Annotated in this window: 16 protein-coding genes and 1 pseudogene; 10 read left to right on the top strand and 7 right to left on the bottom strand. The window is 66.0% G+C overall.

Annotated elements, in window-relative coordinates; all coding sequences use genetic code 11:
- Positions 1 to 87: 87 nt before the first annotated feature.
- From H9639_RS00585 to H9639_RS00570, 4 genes and pseudogenes are all read right to left on the bottom strand, one after another.
- Positions 88 to 1338: an RNA polymerase sigma factor gene (locus tag H9639_RS00585; RefSeq protein WP_191806224.1), complete on the bottom strand. Its 1251-nt coding sequence runs from the start codon at positions 1336 to 1338 to the stop codon at positions 88 to 90.
- Between the two features lie 310 nt (positions 1339 to 1648).
- Positions 1649 to 2857, bottom strand: coding sequence for a DUF4192 domain-containing protein (locus H9639_RS00580; protein WP_191806223.1), 1209 nt, complete (start codon positions 2855 to 2857; stop codon positions 1649 to 1651).
- 350 nt (positions 2858 to 3207) lie between these two features.
- The gene (locus H9639_RS00575) at positions 3208 to 4566 is read right to left on the bottom strand and encodes an MFS transporter (RefSeq protein WP_191806222.1); all 1359 of its coding nucleotides are present in this window, start codon (positions 4564 to 4566) and stop codon (positions 3208 to 3210) included.
- A 216-nt stretch (positions 4567 to 4782) separates the two neighbouring features.
- Positions 4783 to 5676, bottom strand: a pseudogene (locus H9639_RS00570) (proteasome assembly chaperone family protein); the annotation flags it as partial.
- A 229-nt stretch (positions 5677 to 5905) separates the two neighbouring features.
- Here H9639_RS00570 and H9639_RS00565 point away from each other — a divergent pair.
- From H9639_RS00565 to H9639_RS00545, 5 genes are all read left to right on the top strand, one after another.
- A complete protein-coding gene (locus H9639_RS00565; RefSeq protein ID WP_191806220.1) occupies positions 5906 to 7432 on the top strand; it encodes a leucyl aminopeptidase in 1527 nt (508 codons plus the stop codon).
- A gap of 193 nt (positions 7433 to 7625) precedes the next feature.
- On the top strand, positions 7626 to 9008 hold the full coding sequence (lpdA, locus tag H9639_RS00560; RefSeq protein ID WP_191806219.1) for a dihydrolipoyl dehydrogenase: 1383 nt from the start codon (positions 7626 to 7628) through the stop codon (positions 9006 to 9008).
- Between the two features lie 120 nt (positions 9009 to 9128).
- Positions 9129 to 10871, top strand: coding sequence for a 2-oxoglutarate dehydrogenase, E2 component, dihydrolipoamide succinyltransferase (gene sucB, locus H9639_RS00555; protein ID WP_191806218.1), 1743 nt, complete (start codon positions 9129 to 9131; stop codon positions 10869 to 10871).
- 145 nt (positions 10872 to 11016) lie between these two features.
- Positions 11017 to 11364 (top strand): hypothetical protein, encoded by a 348-nt coding sequence (locus tag H9639_RS00550; RefSeq protein WP_191806217.1) that lies wholly within the window; start codon positions 11017 to 11019, stop codon positions 11362 to 11364.
- Between the two features lie 163 nt (positions 11365 to 11527).
- Entirely contained in the window at positions 11528 to 11956 is a 429-nt protein-coding gene (locus H9639_RS00545) for an OsmC family peroxiredoxin (RefSeq protein ID WP_191806216.1), read from the top strand.
- 56 nt (positions 11957 to 12012) lie between these two features.
- Here the strand turns inward: H9639_RS00545 and H9639_RS00540 are convergent, their stop codons facing one another.
- Both H9639_RS00540 and H9639_RS00535 read right to left on the bottom strand, forming a co-directional pair.
- On the bottom strand, positions 12013 to 15519 hold the full coding sequence (locus tag H9639_RS00540; RefSeq protein WP_191806215.1) for a S41 family peptidase: 3507 nt from the start codon (positions 15517 to 15519) through the stop codon (positions 12013 to 12015).
- A gap of 10 nt (positions 15520 to 15529) precedes the next feature.
- Positions 15530 to 17536 carry a serine/threonine-protein kinase gene (locus H9639_RS00535; protein WP_191806214.1) on the bottom strand — a complete coding sequence of 669 codons (2007 nt, stop codon included), beginning with the start codon at positions 17534 to 17536 and terminating at the stop codon, positions 15530 to 15532.
- A 111-nt stretch (positions 17537 to 17647) separates the two neighbouring features.
- Here H9639_RS00535 and lipB point away from each other — a divergent pair, with 111 nt between their 5' ends.
- From lipB to H9639_RS00520, 3 genes are all read left to right on the top strand, one after another.
- Positions 17648 to 18361: a lipoyl(octanoyl) transferase LipB gene (gene lipB / locus H9639_RS00530; RefSeq protein ID WP_191806213.1), complete on the top strand. Its 714-nt coding sequence runs from the start codon at positions 17648 to 17650 to the stop codon at positions 18359 to 18361.
- Positions 18358 to 19362 carry a lipoyl synthase gene (gene lipA / locus H9639_RS00525; protein ID WP_191806212.1) on the top strand — a complete coding sequence of 335 codons (1005 nt, stop codon included), beginning with the start codon at positions 18358 to 18360 and terminating at the stop codon, positions 19360 to 19362. Before lipB ends, lipA begins: the two co-directional genes overlap by 4 nt.
- Before the next feature lie 100 nt (positions 19363 to 19462).
- Complete coding sequence (locus H9639_RS00520; RefSeq protein ID WP_191806211.1) at positions 19463 to 20215, top strand: DUF4191 domain-containing protein; 753 nt, start codon at positions 19463 to 19465, stop codon at positions 20213 to 20215.
- A gap of 830 nt (positions 20216 to 21045) precedes the next feature.
- On the opposite strand, the gene H9639_RS00515 is transcribed toward H9639_RS00520, so the two are convergent.
- Positions 21046 to 21495 (bottom strand): RDD family protein, encoded by a 450-nt coding sequence (locus H9639_RS00515; RefSeq protein WP_191806210.1) that lies wholly within the window; start codon positions 21493 to 21495, stop codon positions 21046 to 21048.
- Positions 21496 to 21757: 262 nt separating this feature from the next.
- Here H9639_RS00515 and glnA point away from each other — a divergent pair, with 262 nt between their 5' ends.
- Together glnA and H9639_RS00505 are read left to right on the top strand one after the other, a co-directional pair.
- A complete protein-coding gene (glnA, locus tag H9639_RS00510; protein WP_191806209.1) occupies positions 21758 to 23182 on the top strand; it encodes a type I glutamate--ammonia ligase in 1425 nt (474 codons plus the stop codon).
- A 134-nt stretch (positions 23183 to 23316) separates the two neighbouring features.
- Entirely contained in the window at positions 23317 to 24444 is a 1128-nt protein-coding gene (locus H9639_RS00505; RefSeq protein ID WP_191806208.1) for a serine hydrolase domain-containing protein, read from the top strand.
- Positions 24445 to 24573 lie beyond the last annotated feature (129 nt).

Raw genomic sequence — 24573 nt, 5'->3', positions numbered from 1 at the left:
GACCGGTGGATTACCGGACTCAGGCCCTCGGGGCTGTGCTTATGTGATTTTGCCTATGTGATTGTGCCTGGGGACTGCCGGCCCGGATTAGTCCAGGTAGTCGCGCAGGACCTGTGAACGCGAGGGGTGGCGCAGCTTCGACATGGTCTTGGACTCGATCTGGCGGATCCGCTCACGGGTCACGCCGTAAACCTTGCCGATCTCATCCAGCGTCTTGGGCTGGCCGTCGGTGAGGCCGAAACGCATGGCCACAACCCCGGCTTCGCGCTCGGAGAGCGTGTCCAGCACAGAGTGCAGCTGTTCCTGCAGCAGCGTGAAGCTCACTGCGTCTGCCGGCACCACTGCTTCGGAGTCCTCAATCAGGTCGCCGAACTCGGAGTCGCCGTCCTCGCCGAGCGGAGTGTGCAGCGAGATCGGCTCACGGCCGTACTTCTGCACCTCGACGACCTTTTCAGGCGTCATGTCCAGCTCCAGAGCCAGCTCCTCGGGAGCCGGTTCGCGCCCAAGGTCCTGCAGCATCTGGCGCTGGACACGGGCAAGTTTGTTGATGACTTCAACCATGTGGACCGGAATACGGATCGTACGAGCCTGGTCAGCCATGGCACGGGTGATCGCCTGGCGGATCCACCAGGTGGCGTAGGTGGAGAACTTGAAACCCTTGGTGTAGTCGAACTTCTCAACTGCACGGATCAGACCCAGGTTTCCTTCCTGGATCAGGTCAAGGAAGAGCATGCCGCGGCCGGTGTAACGCTTGGCCAGGGACACGACCAGACGAAGGTTTGCCTCGAGCAGGTGGTTCTTGGCGCGTTTGCCGTCGTGGATGATCTGCTGCAGATCCCGCTTCAGCTTCGGATCCATATCCGGATCCGCTGCGATCTTTTCTTCGGCGTACAGGCCTGCCTCGATACGCAGCGCCAGATCAACTTCCTGCTCCGCGTTAAGCAGTGCAACCTTGCCGATCTGCTTCAGGTAGTCCTTGACCGGGTCCGCCGTGGCACCGGCAGAAACAACCTGCTGGGCCGGGGCGTCGTCGTCGTCAGCGTCGGAATAGACGAATCCCGAGCCGGTGGGCGCAGCTTCAGGGGCTTCAGCCGCATCGGTGTCAACGTCTGCGGGATCAACCTCAGCCTCTTCAGACTGGGTGTCGGCGTCCTCAGCTGCCTTCTTCGCTGCCGCGGTCTTGGCGGCAGCGGACTTGGCCGGAGCCTTGCGGGCAGCCGGCTTGCGGGCTGGTTTGGCGGCCGTCTTGGTGGCTGCGGCTGTGGCTGCCTCGGCAACCTCGGGTGCGGCAGTCACAGTGTCAGTCTCTTTGACAGCAGTTGTCTTTCTCGCGGACACAGAAAACCTTTCAATACGGCGGGCTGCGGCGCCACCATGGGGGCAACACCACTATGACCCTGTCAAGTCCGTGCTAAAACCAAATGGTCGGTGCGCGGGGTGCTTTCTATGAAAACGCACCGCGCCCGGTTCCTTATTCCCTCCGTTTGTCAACGAAAGGTGTGGAACGACACTTGATACACGAACCCAACCGGGTCTCGGTTCCCATTGTCGCATGTTTTCGGTCAACCACCAGCACTACGGCGCGGCCGCCGTGTACCGTGTCCGGCAGCATGTGAACGCTGACGAACGCATGGATGAAGCGGAATCACTAAGCAGCGCCTCCGCCCCGCCACGCTGTCTTCGGCGACTGCGCCCATTCGGGTAATTCACCGCGCATCAGGAGGGCTTGGAGCAGCTGGGCCAGCCGGTAGCCCGGATGCACCTGCAGGGCCCCGGACAGACAGAGATTTGCACGGGAACTGCGTCCGCGGGCCCATTCCAGCCAGCCAAGCAGCGTCAGCAGGGCCGCCGCCGGTTCACCGGACGCAGAATGCAGCAGTGAGGTCAGGGCATCATGGGCGCGGTCCAGACGCTCCCAGTCCGGAACGAAACGGCTTCCCCGCCCGATCAGCACACTGCGGAAGACACTGCCCGCTTCCGGGGAGCTGGCCCAGCTGCGGCCCGCAGTGGCTCCGCCCGCCTCCTCGCCACCGGCGGCACTCCCGTCCGCACTCAGCCAATACCGGGACCCGGCAACCGCTGTAGACAGATCCGCCGCAGCCAGCACCAGCACCGCATCCCGGATGGGTTTGGCTTCCAGACTCGCCAGAAGCAGGCCATCCCGCGCAGGGCTGCGGGTCCCCTCAAAACACCGTTCCCAGGCCTCCATCGTCCGGCTGAAATGCTCGGGCTGCGTCCATTTTCCGGCCAGGCGCCGCCGGCTGGCAGTCAGTGCCCTGGCCGTTTCCGGATCGGGGGCGCTGCTGGCGGGAAGGCCTGCAGCAGGCAGTCCCACAGCCGTCTGCAGCGATGAAGAATAGGAGCTGCCCCGGAAGACCAGTTCCGCATTGAGCCTGCTTCCCGCGATCTGGTCCAGGGGGAAACCCGGCCAGGGACAGCATTCCTGCGACAGGCAGAAGTAGTCCCGCCAGTGTCCGTCTCCGGACAGCCAGCCGTCCCGCAGTTCCAGCCCTTCCGCCGCCAGATCCCGCCGTAGCCGGTGGACCAGCCTGTTGTAGGGCGGCGGCTCCCCGGCCATCCAGTGCTCCCGGGTGTAGATGACCATCAGCACGCCATCGGCCTCCTGGTCTCCGCCGAGGACACTGCAGATCCGGGCGCAGTAGTCTGCTTCAAACCTGCTCTCAGCCCGGGGCCGCGCCCGCCCCCGCCCATTGTCCCTCCTGCCCGGGAGGTCGAGGCGCAGCGTGGCTCCCAGGCTGCGTCCGCGGAGCGTCATCAAAACCAGCGATTCCTCCGGAACAAACCCCAGGCAGTGCGGCACAAACGCCAGGATGTCCTGCGGGGATCCGGCCCTCAACCCGGAGTTCTCCGCTCCCGCCTCTCCAGCTTGGAAGGACGGCCAGTCTGCGGCGGACCGGGTCTGATGAGGAGCGTCTTCTGCTGCACAACCGTCTGGCGCCGTATCCGGACCGGCGGCCGGGTCTGCGGCGTCTGGGTCTGCGGCAGCTGGGTCTGCGGCGGCTGGGTCTCTGCTTGTATTTTCTGCCGCCCGCCCTGCCACGGGATGCCTGGAGCTTTGGGATTCGTTCATCGGGCCAGCCTGCCCCGGACCGGCCAGGATCAGGCCGCGCCCGCAGCAGTTGTGGACCCCGGCCGTTCCAGCCGCCGCCGGCCAGCTGTTGTGGAGGGCTGGTGGATGTGGAGGGACTACTCCCGGCCGGCCGTGTCCTGTCCGGTGCTGCCGCGGGTCTGCCGCTCATCCCGCCGGCGCTGACGTTCCCGGGCAAGGGCCTCCCGGAGCGGCGGAAGCCGCAGCCCTTCACCCGCCATCCGGGCCCGGACGATCCGGCGGCTCCGCAGGATTCCGGCGATGCCCAGGCCCATCACGACGAACTGGACGGCCAGGGCAATACGGAAGGACGAGAGGTCGTAGAGGTCCCCGTTGGAGTATCCACCCGAGTTCAGAACATCCAGCACCAGGCCGATGAGGTACATCGAGATCAGGGACGCCACGAACCCGCCCATATTCACGATTCCGGTCGCGGTTCCAAGCCGGTTGCTGGGGTTGAACGTCCTGGCAAAGTCGAAACCGATCATGGATCCCGGGCCGCCGACGGCGAGCATGGCCACCAGAACCGCCAGCAGCCAGACCGGTGCCGGGCCAGGCCAGAGCATCACAGCCAGCCATGCCGCAGCCATGCCCACGGCAATGAGGAGGACCATGGTGGACCTGCGCATGGGATGGCGGCCTACCCAGGTGCCCAGCCAGGGCCCGCAGAGGATGGCAATGGCGACGAACAGCGTCATGAGGAGCGAGGCGGTGGCCGGAGAAACCTCTTCGCCGCTGACCAGATAGGGGTAGCCCCACATCAACACGAAGACCGTACCGGGGAACTGGATGGTGAAGTGTGTCCAGAGGCCCAGCCGGGTCCCGGGCTGCCGCCAGGCTGCTGCGAGCGAAGCGCCGCCTGCCGCAGCGGCAGCAGCGGCAGGCCGTGAGCCGCCGGGATAGTTGCGGATCAGCGCTGCGGCAAGGACGAGGGCCAGTACCGAGAGCGCCGCGCCACTGAGGAAGGCGGTGTTCCAGCCGTAACTGCGCAGTACGAACGCGAACGGTATGGCGCTGGCGATCTGCCCGAGCTGCCCAATGATTCCCGTCCACTGCGTCAGAATGGGAACTTTGGGTGCCGGGAACCAGGCCGGCAACAGCCTCAGCACCGATATGAAAGTCAGGGCATCTCCCGCTCCAACCAGGGAGCGGCCCGCTATACCGCCGGTTACGGAATCCGCAACGGCCAGCTGAAACTGGCCGGCACACATCAGAGCGGCGCCGGCGGCGATCAGCAGCCGTGGGCCAAACCGGTCCACAAGCATCCCCACCGGGATCTGCAGTCCCGCGTAGACCAGCAGCTGCACGACGGTAAAGACGGACAGTACGGAGGCTGTCGCGGAGAACCGCTCCGTCGCTTCCACCCCGGCCACGCCAAAGGAGGTGCGCTGGGTAACGGCCACCATGTAGGCAAAAACACCGACTCCCCAGACCAGCCAGGCTCCCCTGTGCTTCATGCTGCCCTCCCCGCAGCGTTGCAGGGATTACCCGGCCGGGGGCGTCCCCGCTCCCCCGGAACGTCCGGGGTCTTCGTCCCTGCCGGGAAGCGCAGTGGGGCCATTCGGTTCAACAGTTTCCTCGTCCTTCGTTACCTGCTGCGGATCGGGCTCTTCCTCGGATTCCTGACCCAGCGCATCCAGCAGCGCTTCCGTCTCTTCCTCGGCCTGCGGGCTCGCCAGGTAGGCCTCCACCGCGGCACCAAGTTCCTCGGCGTCGGGAAGCTCATCATTGTCCTTGACCAGCAGCGAACGCCGGGAGGTGCTGCCGGTGAACTCGTCGTACCGGCTTTCCAATGTGGCGACCACACCGCGGACCTCCGCGGAAGCTTCGACCTGTTCGGCGATCTGCCTTTCGACCTCGCGCCCGGATTCCCGGAGCCGGTCGGTGGGCAGGACCAGGTTCGCGGCCGCTCCGAGATATTCAAGCGCAGCCACGGCTGCGGGCGGGAACTCTGCCTCGGAAAGATAGTGCGGTACGTGCACCACGTGACCAACGACGTCGACACCGGCTTCGGTGAGCCGAAGCTCCAGCAGGTGGCCGACATTGGCCTGGATCTGGGCGGTCGGCTTCCAGGAGCTGATGCCCTCAATGAGGTCCGGACGGTTACCGTGCGCCGTGACGCCGATGGGCCGGGTGTGCGGCACCGGCATGGGCACGGAGTGCACCCAGGCCACGAGCGAAACCTCCAGCATTTCCACGATCCGCAGGACGGCCGCCGTGAACCGTTCCCACTGGAAGTCCGGTTCAAACCCGGTGAGGAAGAGGAATGGCTCCCCCAGCCCGTCATAGAACCGGTGCAGTTCGATCCGGGGAGGCTCGTATCCGGTGAAGTGGTCTTCCACGAAAGTCAGCTGCGGGCGGCGCGCCCGGTAGTCGATGAGCTGATCGGCGTCGAATGTCGCCACCAGCTCGTGTTCGAGATTCTCGAAAAGTTCGTCGCGCACCTGGGTGACGACGTGTCCTGCCTCGCCGAAACCGGTGAACCCGGCGATCAGCCGAAGGCCCCGCAGGTCAGCGGATTCGGCCAGTTCCGGGTTCAGGTTAAACAGGGTCAGCGGATCAAGCATGTTCTTACCTTCCTGCAACTCGTCCCGTTTGGTCGGCGGGCGGCGCTGTTTAGAACAAACGCGTTAAAACAAGCGCGGTGTTGTCAATCCCTTACTACAGGGTAAACGTCAGCGGGGACCTGATTCATTCCGGGCCCCGGGCGGCGTCCCAACTCTCCCGCCCCGGAGAGACTACGATCGGTACAGCAGAGCATTACCAAACAGATTCAAGACGTGAGGATGAAGCTTCGTGAGCAAAGCCAGTGAGCCGGACCTGCAGGTGGTTTCCCGGGATGCGCGCAAGGTAGCAGCGCAGGCCCTGGTGGTGGGGGTTGGGCAAAGCCCGGACGGTCCCGTGCTCGTTGACAGCCCGCTCTCGCAGAAGGCCTCCTCGGCCCTGGCCGGCTCCTTTGCCCTGCTCGGGGTTACCGGTGCACCCGACCAGGTGATCCGGATCCCCGGCCTGCCCGAACACGACGCCCAGTTGCTGGTTCTTGCCGGGCTTGGTCCGGTTTCCGCCGGTGAGTCCCTGAGCCCAGAGGCCCTCCGCCGGGCCGCCGGGTCCGCGGTCCGCCAGCTCGCCGGAACCGGCAGCGTGGCCCTGGCACTGCCTGCCGCCACTGTCGAGGACGCAGCCGCCGTGGCCGAAGGCGCCCTGCTGGGCGCGTACAGCTTTACGGAATTCCGCAGCACCCACGCCGCAAAATCTCCCGCCCCGGTGTCCGCGATCACCGTGGTCACCTCTGCAGCGGGTGATGCAGCACTGAAGCCCGCCGTCGAACGGGCACGCATCCTGGGCCGGGCAGTGAACGCAACCCGGTCCCTGGTCAATCAGCCGCCCAGCCACCTCTACCCCGAGACGTTCGCCGCGGCCGCCCGCGAAGCTGCACGGTCCCTGCCGGTCAAGGTCACCGTCTGGGACGAGAAGAAGCTCGAACGGGAGGGCTTCGGCGGAATTCTCGGCGTCGGCAAGGGTTCAGCCCGCCCGCCCCGCCTGGTCAAGGTGGAGTACTCCCCCGCACGGGCCAAGGCCAAGCTGGCCCTGGTCGGCAAGGGAATCACTTTTGACACCGGCGGTATCTCCCTGAAGCCCGCCGCAGGCATGCAGGCCATGAAATCGGATATGGGCGGCGCCGCCGTCGTCCTGAATGCCCTGCTGGCCGTGGCCGAGCTGGGCCTGCCCGTCAAGGTGACGGCCTGGCTGTGCCTGGCCGAAAACATGCCCTCGGGTACCGCCCAGCGTCCGTCCGATGTGCTGACCACCTACGGTGGGCGCACAGTCGAGGTGCTGAACACCGATGCCGAGGGCCGCCTGGTCATGGCGGACGGCCTCGCCGTCGCCAGCGAGGAAGAGCCGGACGTGATCATCGACGTCGCCACCCTCACCGGAGCGCAGATGGTCGCCCTGGGCAACCGCGTTTCCGCTGTCATGGGCGAAGACGGCGTTCGTGACGCCGTAAAGTCCGCTGCGGACCGCGCCGGGGAACTGTTCTGGCCCATGCCGCTGCCGGAGGAACTCCGCGCGAGCCTGGATTCTCCCACCGCGGACCTGGCGAATATCGGTGAGCGCTTCGGCGGGATGATGACCGCGGCGGTGTTCCTGCGTGAGTTCGTCGGCGAGGTCGACGGAGTGAAGATCCCCTGGGCGCACCTGGACATTGCCGGTCCCGCGTTCAACGAGGGCGCCCCGTACGGGTACACCCCGAAGGAGGGCACCGGCGTTGCCGTGCGGACCCTGGTTTCCTACGCGGAAGACGTTATTTCGCGTTCGGTATAACACCCATTGCTGTTACCTGCGCAACGTATTAGGCAATTGTTGCGCGTGTTCCTGCTTACATTCCTTATTCCGCTGCCTTAGCTGAGTGGCTGAGGAACAAAGTGGGAGATAGTGTGAGACCTGATCACAACCGCCCAAATCACTAACCGACGCGCTCGATGTGCGTCAACCGATTACGCGAGGGAGCGTCCACGTGGCCGATAAGGCAACTGCGCAAGAATTCGACATCCTGATCCTCGGTGGAGGCAGCGGCGGATACGCCGCAGCTCTCCGTTCCGTGGAGCTTGGTTTTTCCGTTGGCCTCATCGAGAAGGGGAAGCTCGGCGGCACCTGCCTGCACAACGGCTGCATCCCGACCAAGGCCCTGCTGCATTCGGCGGAGATCGCCGAAAACGCGAAGACGGCGGAGAAATACGGGATCAAGGCCACGTTCGACTCCGTGGACATGAATGCTGTGAACTCCTACAAGGACAACATCATTGCGGGCAAGTTCCGCGGCCTGCAGGGTCTGATTAAGTCCAAGGGCATCACCGTGATCGAGGGCGAAGGCCGTCTCACGAGTGAAAAGACCATTGAGGTGAACGGCGAAACCTACACGGGTTCCAACATCATCCTCGCCACGGGTTCCTACTCCCGCTCGCTTCCGGGCCTGGAAATCGGCGGCCGCGTTATCACTTCCGACCAGGCATTGACCCTGGACTACGTTCCCAAGAGCGCCATCATCCTCGGCGGCGGCGTCATCGGCGTCGAATTTGCCTCGGTGTGGAACTCCTTCGGTGTTGACGTGACCATCGTTGAGGGCCTGCCCTCCCTGGTCCCCAACGAGGACGCCGCAATCATCAAGAACCTGGAGCGCGCTTACAAGAAGCGCGGCATCAAGTTCAGCACCGGAATCTTCTTCGACAAGGTTGAGCAGAACGACGACGGCGTTGTTGTCACCCTCGCTGACGGCAAGACCTTTGAAGCTGATCTGCTGCTCGTTGCCGTCGGCCGCGGTCCCGTCACCGCGAACCTGGGCTACGAAGAGGCCGGCCTGACCATGGACCGCGGTTTTGTCATCACCAACGACCGGCTGCACACCGGTGTCGGCAACGTCTACGCCGTGGGTGACATCGTTCCCGGCCTGCAGCTGGCACACCGCGGTTTCCAGCAGGGCATCTTCGTTGCCGAGGAAATCGCCGGCCTGAAGCCCGTTGTTGTTGAAGATGTCAACATCCCGAAGGTCACCTACTGCGAGCCCGAAATCGCTTCCGTGGGTCTCACCGAGGCCAAGGCTAAGGAAAAGCTCGGCGCCGAGAACGTGCAGGTCCAGGAATACAACCTGGCCGGCAACGGCAAGACCTCCATCCTGGGCAGCTCCGGCCTGATCAAGATGGTCCGGGAAAAGGACGGCCCCATCATCGGCGTCCACATGATCGGCGGCCGCATCGGTGAGCAGATCGGTGAAGCACAGCTGATCGTGAACTGGGAAGCATACCCGGAGGACCTGGCCGGCCTGCTCCACGCACACCCCACCCAGAACGAAGCCCTCGGCGAGGCTGCCATGGCCCTGGCCGGCAAGCCGCTGCACGGCTGACACACAGCAAGTATTCCCTGGTGCACCCGGCAGCGCTGCCGCCGGGTGCACTAGGCTTCAAACCAACCAGCACCAGCGGCACGGCTGGTCTAAGAACTAACAAGGAGAAACGGGGACAATATGTCTGAAACCGTGAACTTACCCGCGCTTGGTGAGAGCGTCACCGAAGGCACCGTTACCCGCTGGCTGAAGCAGGTGGGCGATACCGTCGCCGTAGACGAGCCCCTGCTCGAGGTTTCCACCGACAAGGTCGACACCGAGATCCCCTCCCCCGTAGCCGGTGTTATCGAGGAGATCCTCGTCGCCGAAGACGAGACCGCAGAGGTTGGCGAGGCACTCGTCCGCATCGGCGACGGATCCGGCTCCTCCGCGTCCTCTTCCGATGCCCCGGCAGCGGAAGAGCCGGCCAAGGAAGAAGCTCCGGCCCCGGAAGCCCCCGCAGAAGAGGCCGCTCCGGCCCAGGACTCCGGTTCCGCCGACTCCGGTTCCGCCGAAGGCACCGAGGTCACCCTGCCCGCACTCGGTGAGAGCGTCACCGAAGGCACCGTTACCCGGTGGCTGAAGGCTGTCGGCGACGACGTAGCCGTGGACGAGCCGCTGCTTGAGGTCTCCACCGACAAGGTTGACACCGAGATCCCCTCCCCCGTAGCCGGCAAGCTGCTGGAGATCCGGGTGAACGAAGACGACACCGCGGAGGTTGGCTCCGTGCTGGCCGTCATCGGTTCCGGCTCCGCCGCGCCCGCCAAGGCAGAGCCGAAGGAAGCCGAGCCGGTTGCCGCCGCGCCGTCGACGGAACGCGAAGAGCCGGTCGCCGAGCCGAAGCAGGCAGCTGCCAAGGAAGCCCCCAAGGCCGAAGCTCCGAAGGAAGCCCCCAAGGCAGCCCCCAAGCAGGAGTCGCCGAAGGACGAAGCCGCAGGCTCCGAAGGCACCTACGTCACGCCGCTGGTCCGCAAGCTGGCCAACGAGCACGGCGTGGACCTCTCCACCGTCAAGGGCAGCGGCGTAGCCGGCCGCATCCGCAAGCAGGATGTGCTGGCCGCGGCCGAAGCCAAGAAGGCTGAAGCACAGGCTGCTCCTGCCGCTTCCGCCTCCTCGGGCAAGGCTGCACCGGCCACCAAGATCAGTGAGGAAAGCGCCAAGCTGCGCGGCACTACGGTCAAGGCTCCCCGGATCCGGCAGACCATCGCACGCCGGATGGTCGAGTCCCTGGATACATCGGCACAGCTGACCCAGGTCCACGAAGTGGACATGACCCGCATTGCCGCTCTGCGCCAGCAGGCCAAGGCCGGGTTCAAGGCACAGAACGGCGCCAACCTGACCTTCCTGCCCTTCATCGCCAAGGCAGTCGTCGAGGCACTGAAGCAGCACCCGGTGCTCAACGCTGCCTACGATTCCGAGAAGCAGGAGATCACCTACCACGACGCCGAACACCTGGCGATCGCGGTGGACACCGAAAAGGGCCTCCTGGTTCCGGTCATCAACGATGCCGGAGACCTGAACATCGCCGGCCTGGCCAAGCGCATCGCCGACGTCGGGGCACGCACCCGCAACAACAAGATCGGCCCGGATGAGCTGTCCGGCGGAACGTTTACGATCACCAACATCGGCAGCGTCGGAGCCCTCTTCGATACCCCGATCATCAACCAGCCGCAGGTCGGTATCCTGGGCACGGGCGCGATCGTCAAGCGTCCCGTGGTGCGCACCGATGCGGACGGCAATGACACCATTGCCATCCGCTCGATGATGTACCTCTCGCTCACGTACGACCACCGCCTGGTGGACGGTGCCGACGCCGGCCGCTTCCTGCAGACCCTGCGGGCACGGCTGGAAGAAGGCAACTTCGAGGCAGATCTGGGCCTCTAAGCCAGCGAACGACGGCGGGCGGTTCCCTCACGGGGCCGCCCGCCGTCGTCGTTAAGCACCGGCAGACCCCCCCCTTTTCTACCTGTTGTAGAAAAGTTATCCCGCGGATTGCGTGTCGCTGACATAGTGTCGGTAAGATCGAAGCATGGATTTCCTTCACAGCTTCCTTGTTTTCCTGCACATTCTTGGCGCGGCGATGATTGTCGGTCTCTGGATCGCACGGATCAAGAACCCGACCGTTTTGCCCGGCCAGTTCCACGCCGCACTGCTGCAGCTGGTTACCGGCATCCTGCTGGTTGGGCTGAACGAGATGGGTGACGGGGACGTCAACCAGATCAAGGTCGGCGTCAAGCTGCTGATCACCCTGGTGGTTGCGGTCCTGGCCTTCATCGGCCAGCGCAAGTACAAGAAGGATGAGCCCGTGTCGCGCACCCTGGCCAACGGCGTCGGCATCCTGGCCGTGGTGAACATCGCCGTGGCGACCATGTGGTAACAGCGGTTTCTCCGGTGCCCACGCACTAAACCTCGGGTTCCTCCTCTCCGCTTCCGGAGAGGAGGAACCTTTTTAGTGGGTCTGGTCCCGGCACGGATGACCTGCAAGGATGGGCCGCAGCGCCCGGGACACCGAACGCGCCCATCCCGATTTAGGAGCATTCATGGCTACTGTCCGCGCAGCCCACACCGTCTGGCACGGCGACCTCCTCCACGGCAAGGGTGAAGTCACCCTCGACTCGTCCCATCTGGGCACCTACGACGTCACCTGGAAAGCGCGGGCGGAGGAGGCCGGGGGCCGCACCAGCCCGGAGGAGCTGATCGCCGCCGCCCACTCAGCCTGTTTTTCCATGGCCTTCAGCCTGGCCCTGGCAGATGCAGGCAAGACTGCCGAGCGCATCGAGACCTCGGCTGAAGTGACCTTCGTGCCGGGAACCGGCATCACGGGCAGCCATCTGCGGGTTTCCGCGGCCGTTCCCGGGCTGACCGCCGAAGAATTTGCTGATCTGGCGGATTCCGCCAAAACCGGATGCCCGGTATCCCAGGCCCTGGCCGGCATCAAGATCACCATGGACGCGTCGCTGGAGGCTTAGACGACAGAGGACCTCTTCCCATCCGGGAAGAGGTCCTCTGGAATTCCGGAAGCCGGCTAGGACTTCGCGGCCGCGTCCTGCGGCCGCGGCGGCAGCGATGCGGGCCGGAGGCTGGGATAACCCTCCCTGGCCGGCGGCTGGTCTGTCGGGAGCTCGGAAAGCATCTCCTTGAGAATTCCCACACCGTGTTCCAGCTGCGGGTCCTCCCCTGCGGCGTAAGCATGCGGAGGATACGGAACTTCGATATCCGGCTCAACGCCGCGGTTCTCCACTCCAAAGCCGATACCGCCGGTGAACCAGTAGGCGTAACGCGGCTGCGTCACACCCGTGCCGTCCGCCAGCGCAAACCGGCCGTCAATCCCGACGACGCCTCCCCAGGTCCGGGTGCCGATCACCGGACCAATGCCACGCAGCTTCGCAACCTGGGTGACGATATCGCCGTCGGACCCTGCGAACTCATCAGCCAGGAGGACCACGGGCCCGCGCGGCGACTGAGCCGGATACGTTCCCGGCTGTTCCCCGCGCGGAAGGCTCCAGGCGGTCACCTTCCGGCCGATCAATTCCGCCACGAGCTGCGATGTGTGGCCGCCGCGGTTATGCCGGACGTCGATGATCAGTGCGTCCTTCGCAGCTTCGCTGTCCAGGTCGCGGTGCAGCTGGGCCCACCCGCTGGCGACCATATCCGGAATATGAAGGTAGCCGAACCTTCCCTCCGAGGCGCTGCGGACCGCCCTGCGGTTCCCGTTGACCCAGTTCTGATAACGCAGACGTTCTTCGCTGCGCAGCGGAATGACAGCGATACGGCGCTGCCTGGGAGCTGCGCCTTCCTCGGGCCGGACAACACTCAGTTCCACTACCCGCCCTGCCGCACCGATCAGGAGGGCTGCCGGGCCCTTGTCTGCCGGTACCGGCAGACCGTCCACAGCGGAGATGATGTCCCCCGGGCCGACGTCCGCTCCCGGGGCGCTGAGCGGGGAAATAGCCTGCGGATCGGATGACTCCGGGTCCAGGATCCGCACCACTTCCCACCCTCCGGGGCCCGGCCGCAGGTCGGCGCCCAGGAATCCCTGTGCGCCGGCGCCTGGTTCGGCGACCGGTGCCGGGGTGACGTAGGCATGGGAGGTGCCCAGTTCCCCGTGCAGTTCCCACAGCAGGTCCACCAGGTCGTCATGGGAGCCGAGGTTCTCCACGAGCGGCCGGTAGCGTGCATGCACTGCGTCCCAGTCCAGTCCACCCATGTCAGGGGTCCAGAAGAAGTCCCGCTGCAGCCGCCATGCCTCGTCGAAGGCCTGTCCCCAGACTTTTACCGGTTCCAGCAGGACCCGGATACGGGCCAGGTCGATGTCGGTGCTCTCGGCGGAGTCTTCGTCTGCGCGGGCGCCGGCGGGAACCGCACGCAGCCGGTGCTCGTGCTGCAGCACCACGGTGCCGCCGTCCCCGCTGAGTTCATAGTCCCCCAGCGCCGGCACCAGGACGGACACGTCCTTCTTCCCCAGGTCGAAGCGTTCCAGCCGCTTGCCCGGGTCGCGGTCTGCGGAGTGTGCCCGGCCGTCTCCGGTTACACCGTAGACATCCTCGGCAAGCCACAGCAGGGCGCCGTCTGCCGCCCGCAGTTTGGAGTAGCGTCCCTGCGGAACCGGCACTGCAATGAGCCGCTCGGACAAACGGTCCACGTCGACGCGGACTTCCTTGGGCGATGCGGTTCCGGAGCTTTCGGGATCATCTGATGCAACCGTTCCTTCCGGTTTCGGCTCCTCCACCACGTGAGCAGCGGGCCCGAAGGGAGACGGAGTCGCCGCAGCCAGCGCCACCATAAACGGCTTGGTGGAGGTAGGGAACCCAAGATCGAAACCATGGGTGTCGTAGACCGGGTCGAAGCTGCGCTCGGAGAGGAAAGCCAGGAAGCGGCCATCAGGAGTGAAGGACGGACTGTGGTCATGGAACCGCCCGTCAGTCACGTCCCGGGTTTCAGGAGCGGAACCGGACGTTTCGCGCAGCCGGATCCGTGAGCGGGCGCCCTCGCCGACCACCGGTTCCGCCCAGGCAAGCCAGCGTGAGTCAGGGCTGAACGCAAGCTCCTCGACAGCGCCGTGCCCCTCGTCCGCAATAAGTTGGAGCTCCCGTGCGTCGACATCCAGCAGGTAGACCTGCCCCTTTTCCGTGGCCACGGCCACCAGCTTCCCGTCCGGGCTCGGAAGCAGTTCCGCTGTGCGGGTGGGTGTGTCGAAGGGGATCCGGAAGGTGCCGGTCTCCATCGCGGTGTCCTGCGAGGCCAGAACGGCCTCTGACGCGCCGCTGGCCGGACCGGTGTCCGTGTCCTTCCCGGTCCGGACGGAGGCGTCCGTGCCGGCGGCCGCGGCCTCCGCTGCGCCGTGCGCCCGTCCAGCAGCGGACACCGGTTTGGGCAGCTCCAGTTCCGCCGCCGCCGGTGCCTCAGGTGCGGCCGGTGCGGGAGCCGGGCTGCCGGCAGGCAGGGAAGCGAAGACATCTTTGATGAACAGGGCTTCTTCGTTGCCCGGATCAGCGACGAAGACAGCGCGCCCGCCGGACAGCGGACGGCCCAGGCGGGCCCGCACTCCGGACGTGGCCTCGATGACGCGGGAAGGACCGTCCTTATGGGCCAGCCAGTGGAGGGTTCCGTGGCTTTCCACAACGCTGGCCGTGCCATCCGCGGCGGGCATCGCTGCGCTCAGGCTTCGGGCTGCATTCAGCGGGCGCGGCCGGCGCCCCGTCCCCGCAGAGCCCAGGCGGATGTCCAGCCGTACGGGCTCAGAGTCCAGGGTTTCCAGCAGCCACAGCTGCCCGGCGGATTCGAAGACGATGCGGGTCCCGTCGCTGGACGGATGCCGCACGTAGAAGTCCTGGAAGTCGGTGTGGCGCCGCAGCCCGGTGCCCTGGGGCGTCACCGAGTAAATGTTGCCGTAGCCTTCATGGTCGGAGAAAAAGGCGATCCGGCCCTGCACCCACATCGGATAGGCCAGGTTGCCGTCCAGCTCCGGCATCAGCCGGATGAACTCGCCGTTACCGTCGGCGTCGATCCAGAGCTTTCCGGCTGTTCCGCCGCGGTAACGCTTCCAGCGGGCCGGCTCCCGGCTGAGAACCGAACCGATGACCACGGGACGTTCGTCTCCCAGCGCCGGACCCTCGGCGAACGTGTCGAGCGGCCCGTAGGGCAGGCGCACGGGCGCGGAACCGTCCAGCGGCACCTCATAAGCCCAGCGCAGCCGGAAATCCTCAAATTCGAAGGGGCTGGTGGCAATGACCCTGCCGGCGGCGCTGAAGCCGCGCACCCGGGTGTTCTGGTTGCCCCAGAACGTCAGCTGCCGGAAATCCCCTCCCTCGGTGTCCGCGGTGACCACTTCAGGGGCACCGCCCTGCACAACCGTCCAGGCAATCCGGGACCCGTCAGGGGAAAACTTCGGGTTCCGGGCGGGCAGCTGCAGGGAGGAAACACGCCAGGCCCGGCCGCCGGAAAGCGGAGCAACCCAGACGTCATCCTCGGCCACAAACGCAACGCGGTCGCCGTGGAGATCGGGATAACGGAGGTAAGGAGAAGAACTCATACTCCCGATCCTATCTTTGTGCACCTCCGCGCCGTTCGAGCCCCGCCGCGGCAGGAAGCACCCTTGCAATCCTCCACCCCTGCTCCGTCCGGACCAGCTCAAGCACGAGTTCCTGCCGGGCAGAGGCTCCCGGAGCGGCTGACGGGACTCCGTCTGCGCCGACCTGTTCGTACGCCGAGTTCTCTGTCGTGACTGCCACCTGCTCCCCCGGATCCGTCCCGATGAGCAGACTGCCGAGCCGCTCCGCCTGAACCAGCTCCACCGTGAACCCTGCGAGCCGCTCACCCTGACGTCCGAGACGTCCAACACCGGCCAGGTCGGCCGCTTCCGCAGCAGAGTCCGGCTGGTTGACCCAGGCGAGAAGCCCCGGATTCCCCTCCGCATAGGCCCGGGCACGGAGGGTGGACAGTATCCGCACGGCGGCGACGGGGTCCTCGCCCGTCAGCACAGCCAGTTCCGTCTCCGCCGGGCCGGATACCGCCGATTCGGCTGCCGGTCCGGGATTCGCAGCCGGAGCTTCGGCCCCGGTATTCACTGCCGGGTCCCCGGCTGCCGGATTGCCGTCGGCGGCGCCGTCTACGGTTCGTGGTTCACCGGAACCGGACTCACCCGCGGAAGCCTCACTGGAAGCGGGCACCCTCACCTCGCCCGGGGTGCGGAGCGCTTCCGGAGCCAGGACGGCGACACCGCCAAGCCCCACAGTCAAAGCCACCAGGACAGAGGCCGCGCCCAGCCACACCGGCCTCCGGGCTGGCCGCCGGGCCGGCCGCCGGATGGAACGGTGCCTGCGTTTCCGCTCCGCCGGTGCGGTGCCCGGGGCGGGTGCCGGCGCCAGGGGCCCGGGCCCGGGCCCGGAGAGACCAGGTCCCGCGAAGACTGCAGGTCCTGCGAACCGGCGCCTCCGGGGACGTCGGGTATCCTCCCAGGGCACCTGCCTCGAGCGGCGGCCTTTGCCTAGGTGCCGGTGCCTTTTGACTGCCTTGCCCTGCTTGGATGGCTTGCCCTGCTTGGATGGCTTGCCCTGCTTGGACGGTTTGCCCGGGGCCAGGACGCTGCGCCGTGTCCGCAATTCAGGACGCACACTGGGATGCACCGCGGCCAGGAGATCGATCGGCTCGGCCGGCCAGGCCCGGAATACTTCGGCCGCAAACGTCTCCGCACTGGGACGCTGGGCCGGGTCCTCATCGAGGGCAGCGTCCAGCAGCCGCCGCAGTGCTTCCGGCAGCCCGGGCAGCACCACCCGCAGCGGTGGGCGCAGGCCCGGCATCAGCGCACGGCCGGTCAGCATAAACCAGCCCAAAGCGCCCAGTGCGTAGACATCTGATTCCAACGCGGTGCCGCCTGCCCGCCCGCCCCTCTCCATCGCAGGAGCCTCGAATCCAGGCGTTCCCGCGCCCGCGTCCCGGGTTTCGCCGAGCATCCGGCCGGTCCCAAAATCAGCCAGCAGGGGCTTGCCGTTCGCCGTAAACAACACGTTTCCCGGTGACACGTCTCCATGCGCCGATCCCTCCGCATGAAGGCAGGCCAGGGCGCGTGCCACAGCAACCAAGACCGTAACGGTCTCACCTTCACCGAGCGTTTTCCGGACCGCCACCAGACGGGCGAGGCTGTCGCCGGGAGCGTATTCCAGCAGCAGGCCCGGTCCGTCGGCCGTAGCCAAAAGACCATGAACCTCCAGCAGGTTCTCGTGCCGGACCCGGGAACGAATCGCGAGCTCGCGCCGCAGCTCAAACTCGTCAGCCGCCGCACCATAGGGCATCTTCAGAGCGAACCGGGCGCCGTCAGCGCTCCGTTCCGCAAGCCATACGGCCGCCATGCCGCCCTGGCCAAGACACCTGCCGATTTTCCAGCCCGGATCGGGTACCGACGGGCGGCGCGCTTCCGCCGCGGACCCCGCGGCTCCCTCCGCCTCCGGCGTACCTCCGGCAGACCGGTTGACCGACCGCCCGGTGTTCCGGCCCTGTGCGCTTTCCCAGTCCTGCCCGCTTTCCCAGTCCTCGCGCCCTGCTGTTTCCATGCCGACAGTTCTAGCGCGGACCGCCGAATCCTGCAGAAGTTATCCACAGCGCGATTTCATGTGACACGACTCATGCGGTTTCCGGGTGTGACAGGCGCTACGCTGACTCCTATGGAGTTGGAGTTTCAGCGCGTTGGATTTGCCCCGGATTATGTCGATTATCAGGACGGCTGGGATCTTCAGCGCCGGATACACGCAGAAGTAAGCGCCGGCACCCGGCCCGGTACCGTCCTGATGCTGGAGCATCTCCCGGTTTACACGGCAGGGCGGCGGACCGAGGAACACGAGCGGCCCTTCGACGGCACTCCCGTCATCAGCGTGGACCGCGGCGGCAAACTGACCTGGCACGGGCCGGGACAGCTGGTGGGTTACCCCATCCTCCGTCTGCCGGATCCGGTTCTGGTGGTTGACTATGTTGCCGCCCTGGAGGATGCCCTGATTACGGTGCTGGCCGACTACGGGCTTCACGGAGAGCGCGTTGAGGGACGTTCAGGCGTCTGGATCCGCGGTGACGGCCTGCGCCAGGACCGGAAGATCGCCGCCGTCGGCATCCGGGTGGACCACGGGGTCACGATGCACGGGTTCGCTTTGAACTGCAGCAATGACCTCAACCCCTACGGGCAGATCATCGCCTGTGGCATCACCGACGCCGGAACCACATCCATCAGTGCCGAAACCGGAACGCCGGTGCCGCCGGCAGCCATCGCGGATCAGGTGGAAACCCAGCTCATCCGCAGCTTGGGAGCCCTGGCAAACCGGCCGGGGTCATCCCCCGCAACCGCAGCAGAAGCCGGCGCAGTCCGGAACGAAGGAGCCTTGAAGTGACACTCGCCCCCGAAGGCCGCCGCCTCCTGCGGATCGAGCAGCGCAATGTCGCCGTGCCCGTGGAACGCAAACCCGACTGGATCAAGGCCAAGGTCAACATCGGCCCCGAGTACGTCCAGCTCAAGGGTCAGGTCAAGAAGGAAGGCCTGCACACGGTTTGTGAAGAGGCAGGCTGCCCCAACATCTTCGAGTGCTGGGAAGACAAAGAGGCCACGTTCCTGATCGGCGGCTCCGACTGCACCCGCCGCTGCGATTTCTGCCAGATCGACACCGGGAAGCCGTCCCCGCTGGACCGGATGGAACCGATGAAGGTGGCGCGGTCCGTCCAGTCCATGAGCCTGCGCTACGCCACGGTCACCGGCGTCGCCCGTGATGACCTGGAAGATGAAGGCACCTGGCTGTACGCCGAGACGATCCGTCAGATTCACGCCCTCAACCCGGGCACCGGCGTCGAAATCCTGATCCCGGACTTCTCCGGGAAGCCCGAACACATCCAGGCCATCTGCGACGCCGCCCCGGAGGTCTTCGCACACAACGTCGAAACGGTTCCCCGGCTGTTCAAACGGATCCGCCCGGCGTTCCGCTATGAGCGCTCCCTTGACGTGATCACGCAGGGGCAGGCACTGGGCATGGTGACCAAATCCAACCTGATCCTGGGCATGGGCGAAACCCGGGAGGAAATCTCGGGAGCGCTGCGGGACCTGCGCGACGCCGGCTGTGACCTTCTGACCATCACCCAGTACCTCCGCCCCAGCGAACGCCATCTGCCGGTGGACCGCTGGGTCAAGCCGGAGGAATTTGTTGAACTCAGCGACGAGGCCACGGAACTTGGGTTCCTGGGTGTGATGAGCGGGCCGCTGGTCCGGTCCTCGTACCGTGCCGGACGGCTCTGGGCCGGCGCGATGCGCAAAAAGGGGCGCGAGCTTCCCCCGAATCTGGCACACATCGAGGATTCCGGCACGGCAGCCCAGGAAGCGTCCTCGATCCTGGCGCGGCGCTGACCGCACATCTCCGCCAGAGAAAAACCCGCTGCAGCCCTCGCCGACTACCCGTGTCACAGGGAGAAGATGCCGCGCCTCCATCACGTAGAATTGACTTATTATGGCCAACAGCACTGATTCCGACGCATCCAAGGGCGCCCGCCGCGGCCTCTTCTCCCGCAAGCCGAAGGCGGAAAAGAAGAACAAGCAGCCCGGCCGCATGAAACAGATCGCCGATGTCTTTAAGATGACGCGGCGCAACGATCCCAGCGTGGTCTGGTGGATGGCTGGTGCCTTCCTCGGCATCATCGTCCTCGGTCTCGCCATTGGCTTCCTGATCGACAACTGGGTCACGATGCTCATCATCGCTATCCCGCTGGGCCTGCTGGCCGCTGTCTTCATCCTCTCGCGCCGTGCGGAGCGCGCTGCGTTTTCGCAGATTGAAGGCCAGCCGGGTGCATCCGGCGCAGCCCTGAGCGTTCTGCGCCGTGGCTGGATCCTGGAAGAGCAGCCGGTTGCAGTGAGCCCGCGCACCCAGGACGCAGTTTTCCGCGCGATCGGCCGCCCGGGTATTGTGCTGGTCACCGAGGGTCCCTCCAACCGGGTCCGTGCGCTGGTTGACGGCGAACGCCGGAAAATGAACCGCATCGCACCGAACGTTCCGGTCCATGTCATCCAGACTGGCCGCGGGGAAGGCCAGGTGCCCCTGCAGCAGGTGGCCAAAAAGGTCCGGAAGCTCAAGAAGTCGCTGACCAAGCAGGAAGTCCAGGCCGTCAACAAGCGCCTGTCGGCCCTGGGCCAGCGCCTCCCGATCCCCAAGGGCATTGACCCGTACAAGGCCCGCCCGGACCGCAAGGCAGCACGCGGACGGTAGCCGGAGTCCGGGAAACCGGTAGCTGAACATCGAAAAAGGGCCCTCTTCGAGGGCCCTTTTCGTGTGCAGTATGCAGGGTATGGACGGGTGGGCGGGGAAGTCCGGGTGTGGGTGACGCTCAGCGGCGGGTCGCGCCGGGCGACGACGGGCGACGACGGGCACGCCCGGCAGGTCGGGCGTCGTTGGGAGCTCGGCGACGGCGGGCACGCCCGGCAGGTCGGGCGTCGTTGGGAGATCGGCGACGTCGGGCGCATCGGGCGCGACCGGGCGGCACCAGGCGCATCGGGCGCGACCGGGGCCGATGCCCGGACGGCACACGGCGGAACCGGCTGGGGGCGCGCCGGAATCCTCCGTTGGGGGACTTCCCTGCCACTTTGGGACTTTCCTGCCGCGGCGCCACGGCAGGAAAGTCCCAAACCCTCCGGTTTGTCCCAAAACGGAGGAAAACACCGCCGCCCCTGGTCCACCGCGGCACAGGCTCCCAGCCAACGTTTCTGTTGGGGCTGGTGTGACCACAGGAAGAAACACCTGTCACGCAGAGTGGGAACCTGTGCACACGGACCTGCCATCGCCGGAACTGCTGCGGGCTGAGAGAGCCCGGCTTGAAAGTGTTCGCCTTCGTCCAGGCGGCAGGAAGGGTGGGCTGGCGCAGGAACGGTCGGCTGGCGCAGGAAGGGTGGGTTGGCGCAGGCGCGATCGGCCGCCGGACAGACCTGGTTCGGCAGAGCGTGGTCGGCCGTCAGGCGCCAGGAGCTAGCAGCTACCTGAACATACAAAGAGGGCTTCTCCAGAGAAGCCCTCTTTGGGTGTGCACCTTTGACGCCAGGTGCCTATCGACTGCCGTGCTTCACCCGCACCAGAACGGTGTTCATTGCCTTGTCATGCAGGCCGCGCTGGTCGGCGTCGAAAATCAGTGCCGGAATGACTAGGCAGATCAGAATGGAGCGGACGGCGCCGGCCAGGGGGCCGGCGGCGGAACCGTTCAGCTTTTGAACCTGGAGGCTGAAGACCCGGTGGCCGACGCTGTAACCGAGCAGCCCTACGAGGATGATCTGCTCTGCCGCGAACACCAGAAGGTTGGCCGTTGCCGTTCCCCCGAAGAACGCGTAGGAAATCAGTGACGCCAGCGCCCAGTCGATAATGAGCGCGCCGAGCCGCGGCCCTACGCGGGCGATGGATCCCGGACCTGTCCGGGGGCGGCCGAGCCGGCGCCCGGGCCAGTTTTCCTCATCGGACGGCGGGCCCTGGAGCCATGAACCTAAGCTTCGTCTGTCAACCACGGTTTAAGACTACCGGCTGGCACAGGTCCCCGATTGCGCCGTCATGACAGGCCACGGTGTGCTCCGGTGACCGGGCACACGCTAGGGTGGAAGAAATGGCCCGGCGTATGTAACGTCGCCGAAACATTAGCGACACGGGCGGGTAATCGGGCCCGCCTAGAGTTACTGGAGTTACCGGATCGAGCGGATTTTCCGCCCGGTGCGTGGATAGGTCCACCGCCCGGGGCCTTTCCTCTCAACCTTTATAAGGAGCATAGACACGATGTTCAAGACTGCGGACGAGGTCCTCAAGTTCATCGCTGACGAAGATGTGAAGTTCGTCGACATCCGGTTCACCGATCTCCCCGGTGTGCAGCAGCACTTCAACGTGCCGGCTAAGTCCGTCGATGCAGACTTCTTCGTTCACGGCCAGCTGTTCGATGGTTCTTCCATCCGCGGTTTCCAGGGCATCGCCGAGTCGGACATGCAGCTCATCCCCGATGTCACCACCGCATTCCTGGACCCGTTCCGCATCGAGAAGACCCTCGCCCTGAACTTCTCCATCGTGAACCCGCGCACCGGTGAGCCGTACCTGCGGGATCCCCGCGGCGTCGCCGAGCGCGCCGAGGCGTACCTGGCCTCCACCGGCATTGCCGACACCGCTTTCTTTGCTCCCGAGGCCGAGTTCTTCATCTTCGACAACGTCCAGTACGAATCGGCTCCCCAGGGCAGCTTCTACAAGGTTGACTCCATCGAGGCGCCCTGGAACAGCGGCCGCGAAGAAGAAGGCGGCAACCTGGGCAACAAGACCCCCTTCAAGGGCGGTTACTTCCCGGTCGCCCCCGTGGACAAGCAGGCGGACCTGCGCGATGCGATCTGCGTCGAGCTGGACAACGCCGGCCTTGAGGTCGAGCGGTCCCACCACGAGGTGGGCGGCGCCGGCCAGGCCGAGATCAACTACAAGTTCACCACCCTGACGCACGCCGCCGACGACCTGCAGAAGTTCAAGTACATCGTCAAGAACGTTGCCGATGCGTGGGGCAAGTCCGCGACCTTCATGCCGAAGCCGGTCTTCAACGACAACGGCTCCGGTATGCACTGCCACCAGTCGCTGTGGAACGGCGGCGAGCCGCTGTTCTACGACGAGAAGGGCTACGCCGGCCTTTCCGATCTGGCCCGCTGGTACATCGGCGGCCTACTCAAGCACGCCTCCGCCGTCCTGGCCTTCACCAACCCGACGGTCAACTCCTACCGCCGTCTGGTCAAGGGCTTCGAAGCTCCGGTCAACATGGTTTACTCGCAGGGCAACCGCTCCGCCGGTATCCGCATCCCCATCACCGGTTCCAACCCGAAGGCCAAGCGCATCGAGTTCCGCGCTCCGGACCCCTCCTCCAACCCGTACCTCGCCTTCGCCGCGCAGCTGATGGCCGGCCTGGACGGCATCAAGAACCGCATCGAGCCGGCTGACCCGATCGACAAGGACCTCTACGAGCTCCCCGCCGAAGAAGCCAAGCACATCCAGAAGGCTCCCGGTTCCCTTGAGGAGGCTCTGCTGGCGCTGGAAGCCGACAACGAGTTCCTGCAGGCAGGCGGCGTGTTCACCCAGGACATGATCGACGCCTGGATCGCGTACAAGCGCGAGCAGGAAATCTTCCCGCTGTCGCTTCGCCCGAACCCCTTCGAGTTCGAGCTCTACTACGGCGTCTAAGACTCCGAACGCACCAGGGCCCGTACACCTGCCGGAAACGGCAGGTGTACGGGCCCTTCTGCATGCCAGGACTCAGGCGGCGTGGACGCCCCGCAGCGGTTGACCACATCTTTGCACTGGTGGAGGGTGGACGCATGCCTGAATCCTCCGCCAGCCTGCGGCAGTCATTGCAGGCCCAGGTCGACGCCGGCTGGTGTCCCGGCCTGGTGGCCGGCGTACGGCTGGGCGGCCGGAGGGAAATCCTGGCGCTGGGCAGCTACGGGTTTGACGATCCGCGGCCAATGGACGCACAGACACCGTTCCGGATCGCTTCCCTGAGCAAGCTGATGGGCGGCGCGCTGACGCTGAGCCTGGTTGCGGACGGCACGCTGGAACTGCACGACGACGTCGCCCGCTGGCTGCCCGAACTCGCGGGGCTGCGGGTGCTGGCGTCCCCGGAAACGCCACTGACTGACACGGTTGATGCCCGCGGGCCGGTCATCGTCCGGCATCTCCTGACCCTCACCGCAGGTTTTGGGCTGGATTTCGGCCAAACGCCGTACGCTGCCGCGACCCGGGATTTCCTCTGGGGACCCAACCCTCCCGGGATGACCCCGGATGAGTACCTCGCCCGGCTGGGCGGACTGCCGCTGGCAGCACAGCCGGGGAGCCGCTGGATGTACCACGCCGGAGCAGACGTACTCTCCGTACTGCTGGCAACGGCCTCGGGACGCTCGGTGGGCGAGCTGCTGGCAGAGCGGATCACCGGTCCGCTCGGATTGACCCGTACAGGTTTCCCGACGGGCAGCGAACAGCTGCCGGCCATCTACGAACCCACGGAAAACGGGCTAGTGGAAGCCGCCGGTTACCGCGATGCCTTCGCCGCACCCCCACGGTTCGAATCGCTGGCGGGCGGTCTGGTCTCCACAGTGCCCGACTACCTGACATTCCTGGCGGCGCTGGCTGACGATACCCTGCTGCCCTCCGGACTCCGGGAAGAAATGACCAGCGACCAGCTGGAGGGCAGCCAGCGCGAAGGCTTCACCGAAATGGCCGGTCCGGAGGAGTCCTGGGGCTACCTGAGCGCCGTGCAGACCGGCACCGGCGCCGGCTGGTCGGAACCCGGGATGTGGGGCTGGGCCGGAGGCTCCGGGACCAGCGCCGCAGTTTATCCAAACGGGGACATCGGAGTCCTCTTCACGCAGCGCTTCCTCACCGGGCCCACCGACGGCTTTGACTACTTCTGGGAGCCCTTGGGCGCGATGCGCACAGCGCGGCCCTGACACCGGGCCAGAACACCGGGCCAGAACACGGTGCAGGAACACCGCCCCAGAACACCGCCCCAGAACACGATGCAGTGACAGAGCGACGACGGGGGGGGGGGCCCCCGGGGGGGGCCCCCCCCCCCGCGG

Origin of the sequence: Arthrobacter gallicola (assembly GCF_014836775.1) — a bacterium.
Lineage (GTDB): Bacteria > Actinomycetota > Actinomycetes > Actinomycetales > Micrococcaceae > Arthrobacter_B > Arthrobacter_B gallicola.
Note: the sequence above shows the minus strand (reverse complement) of the source record. Positions and strands in the feature narration are given on the sequence as shown.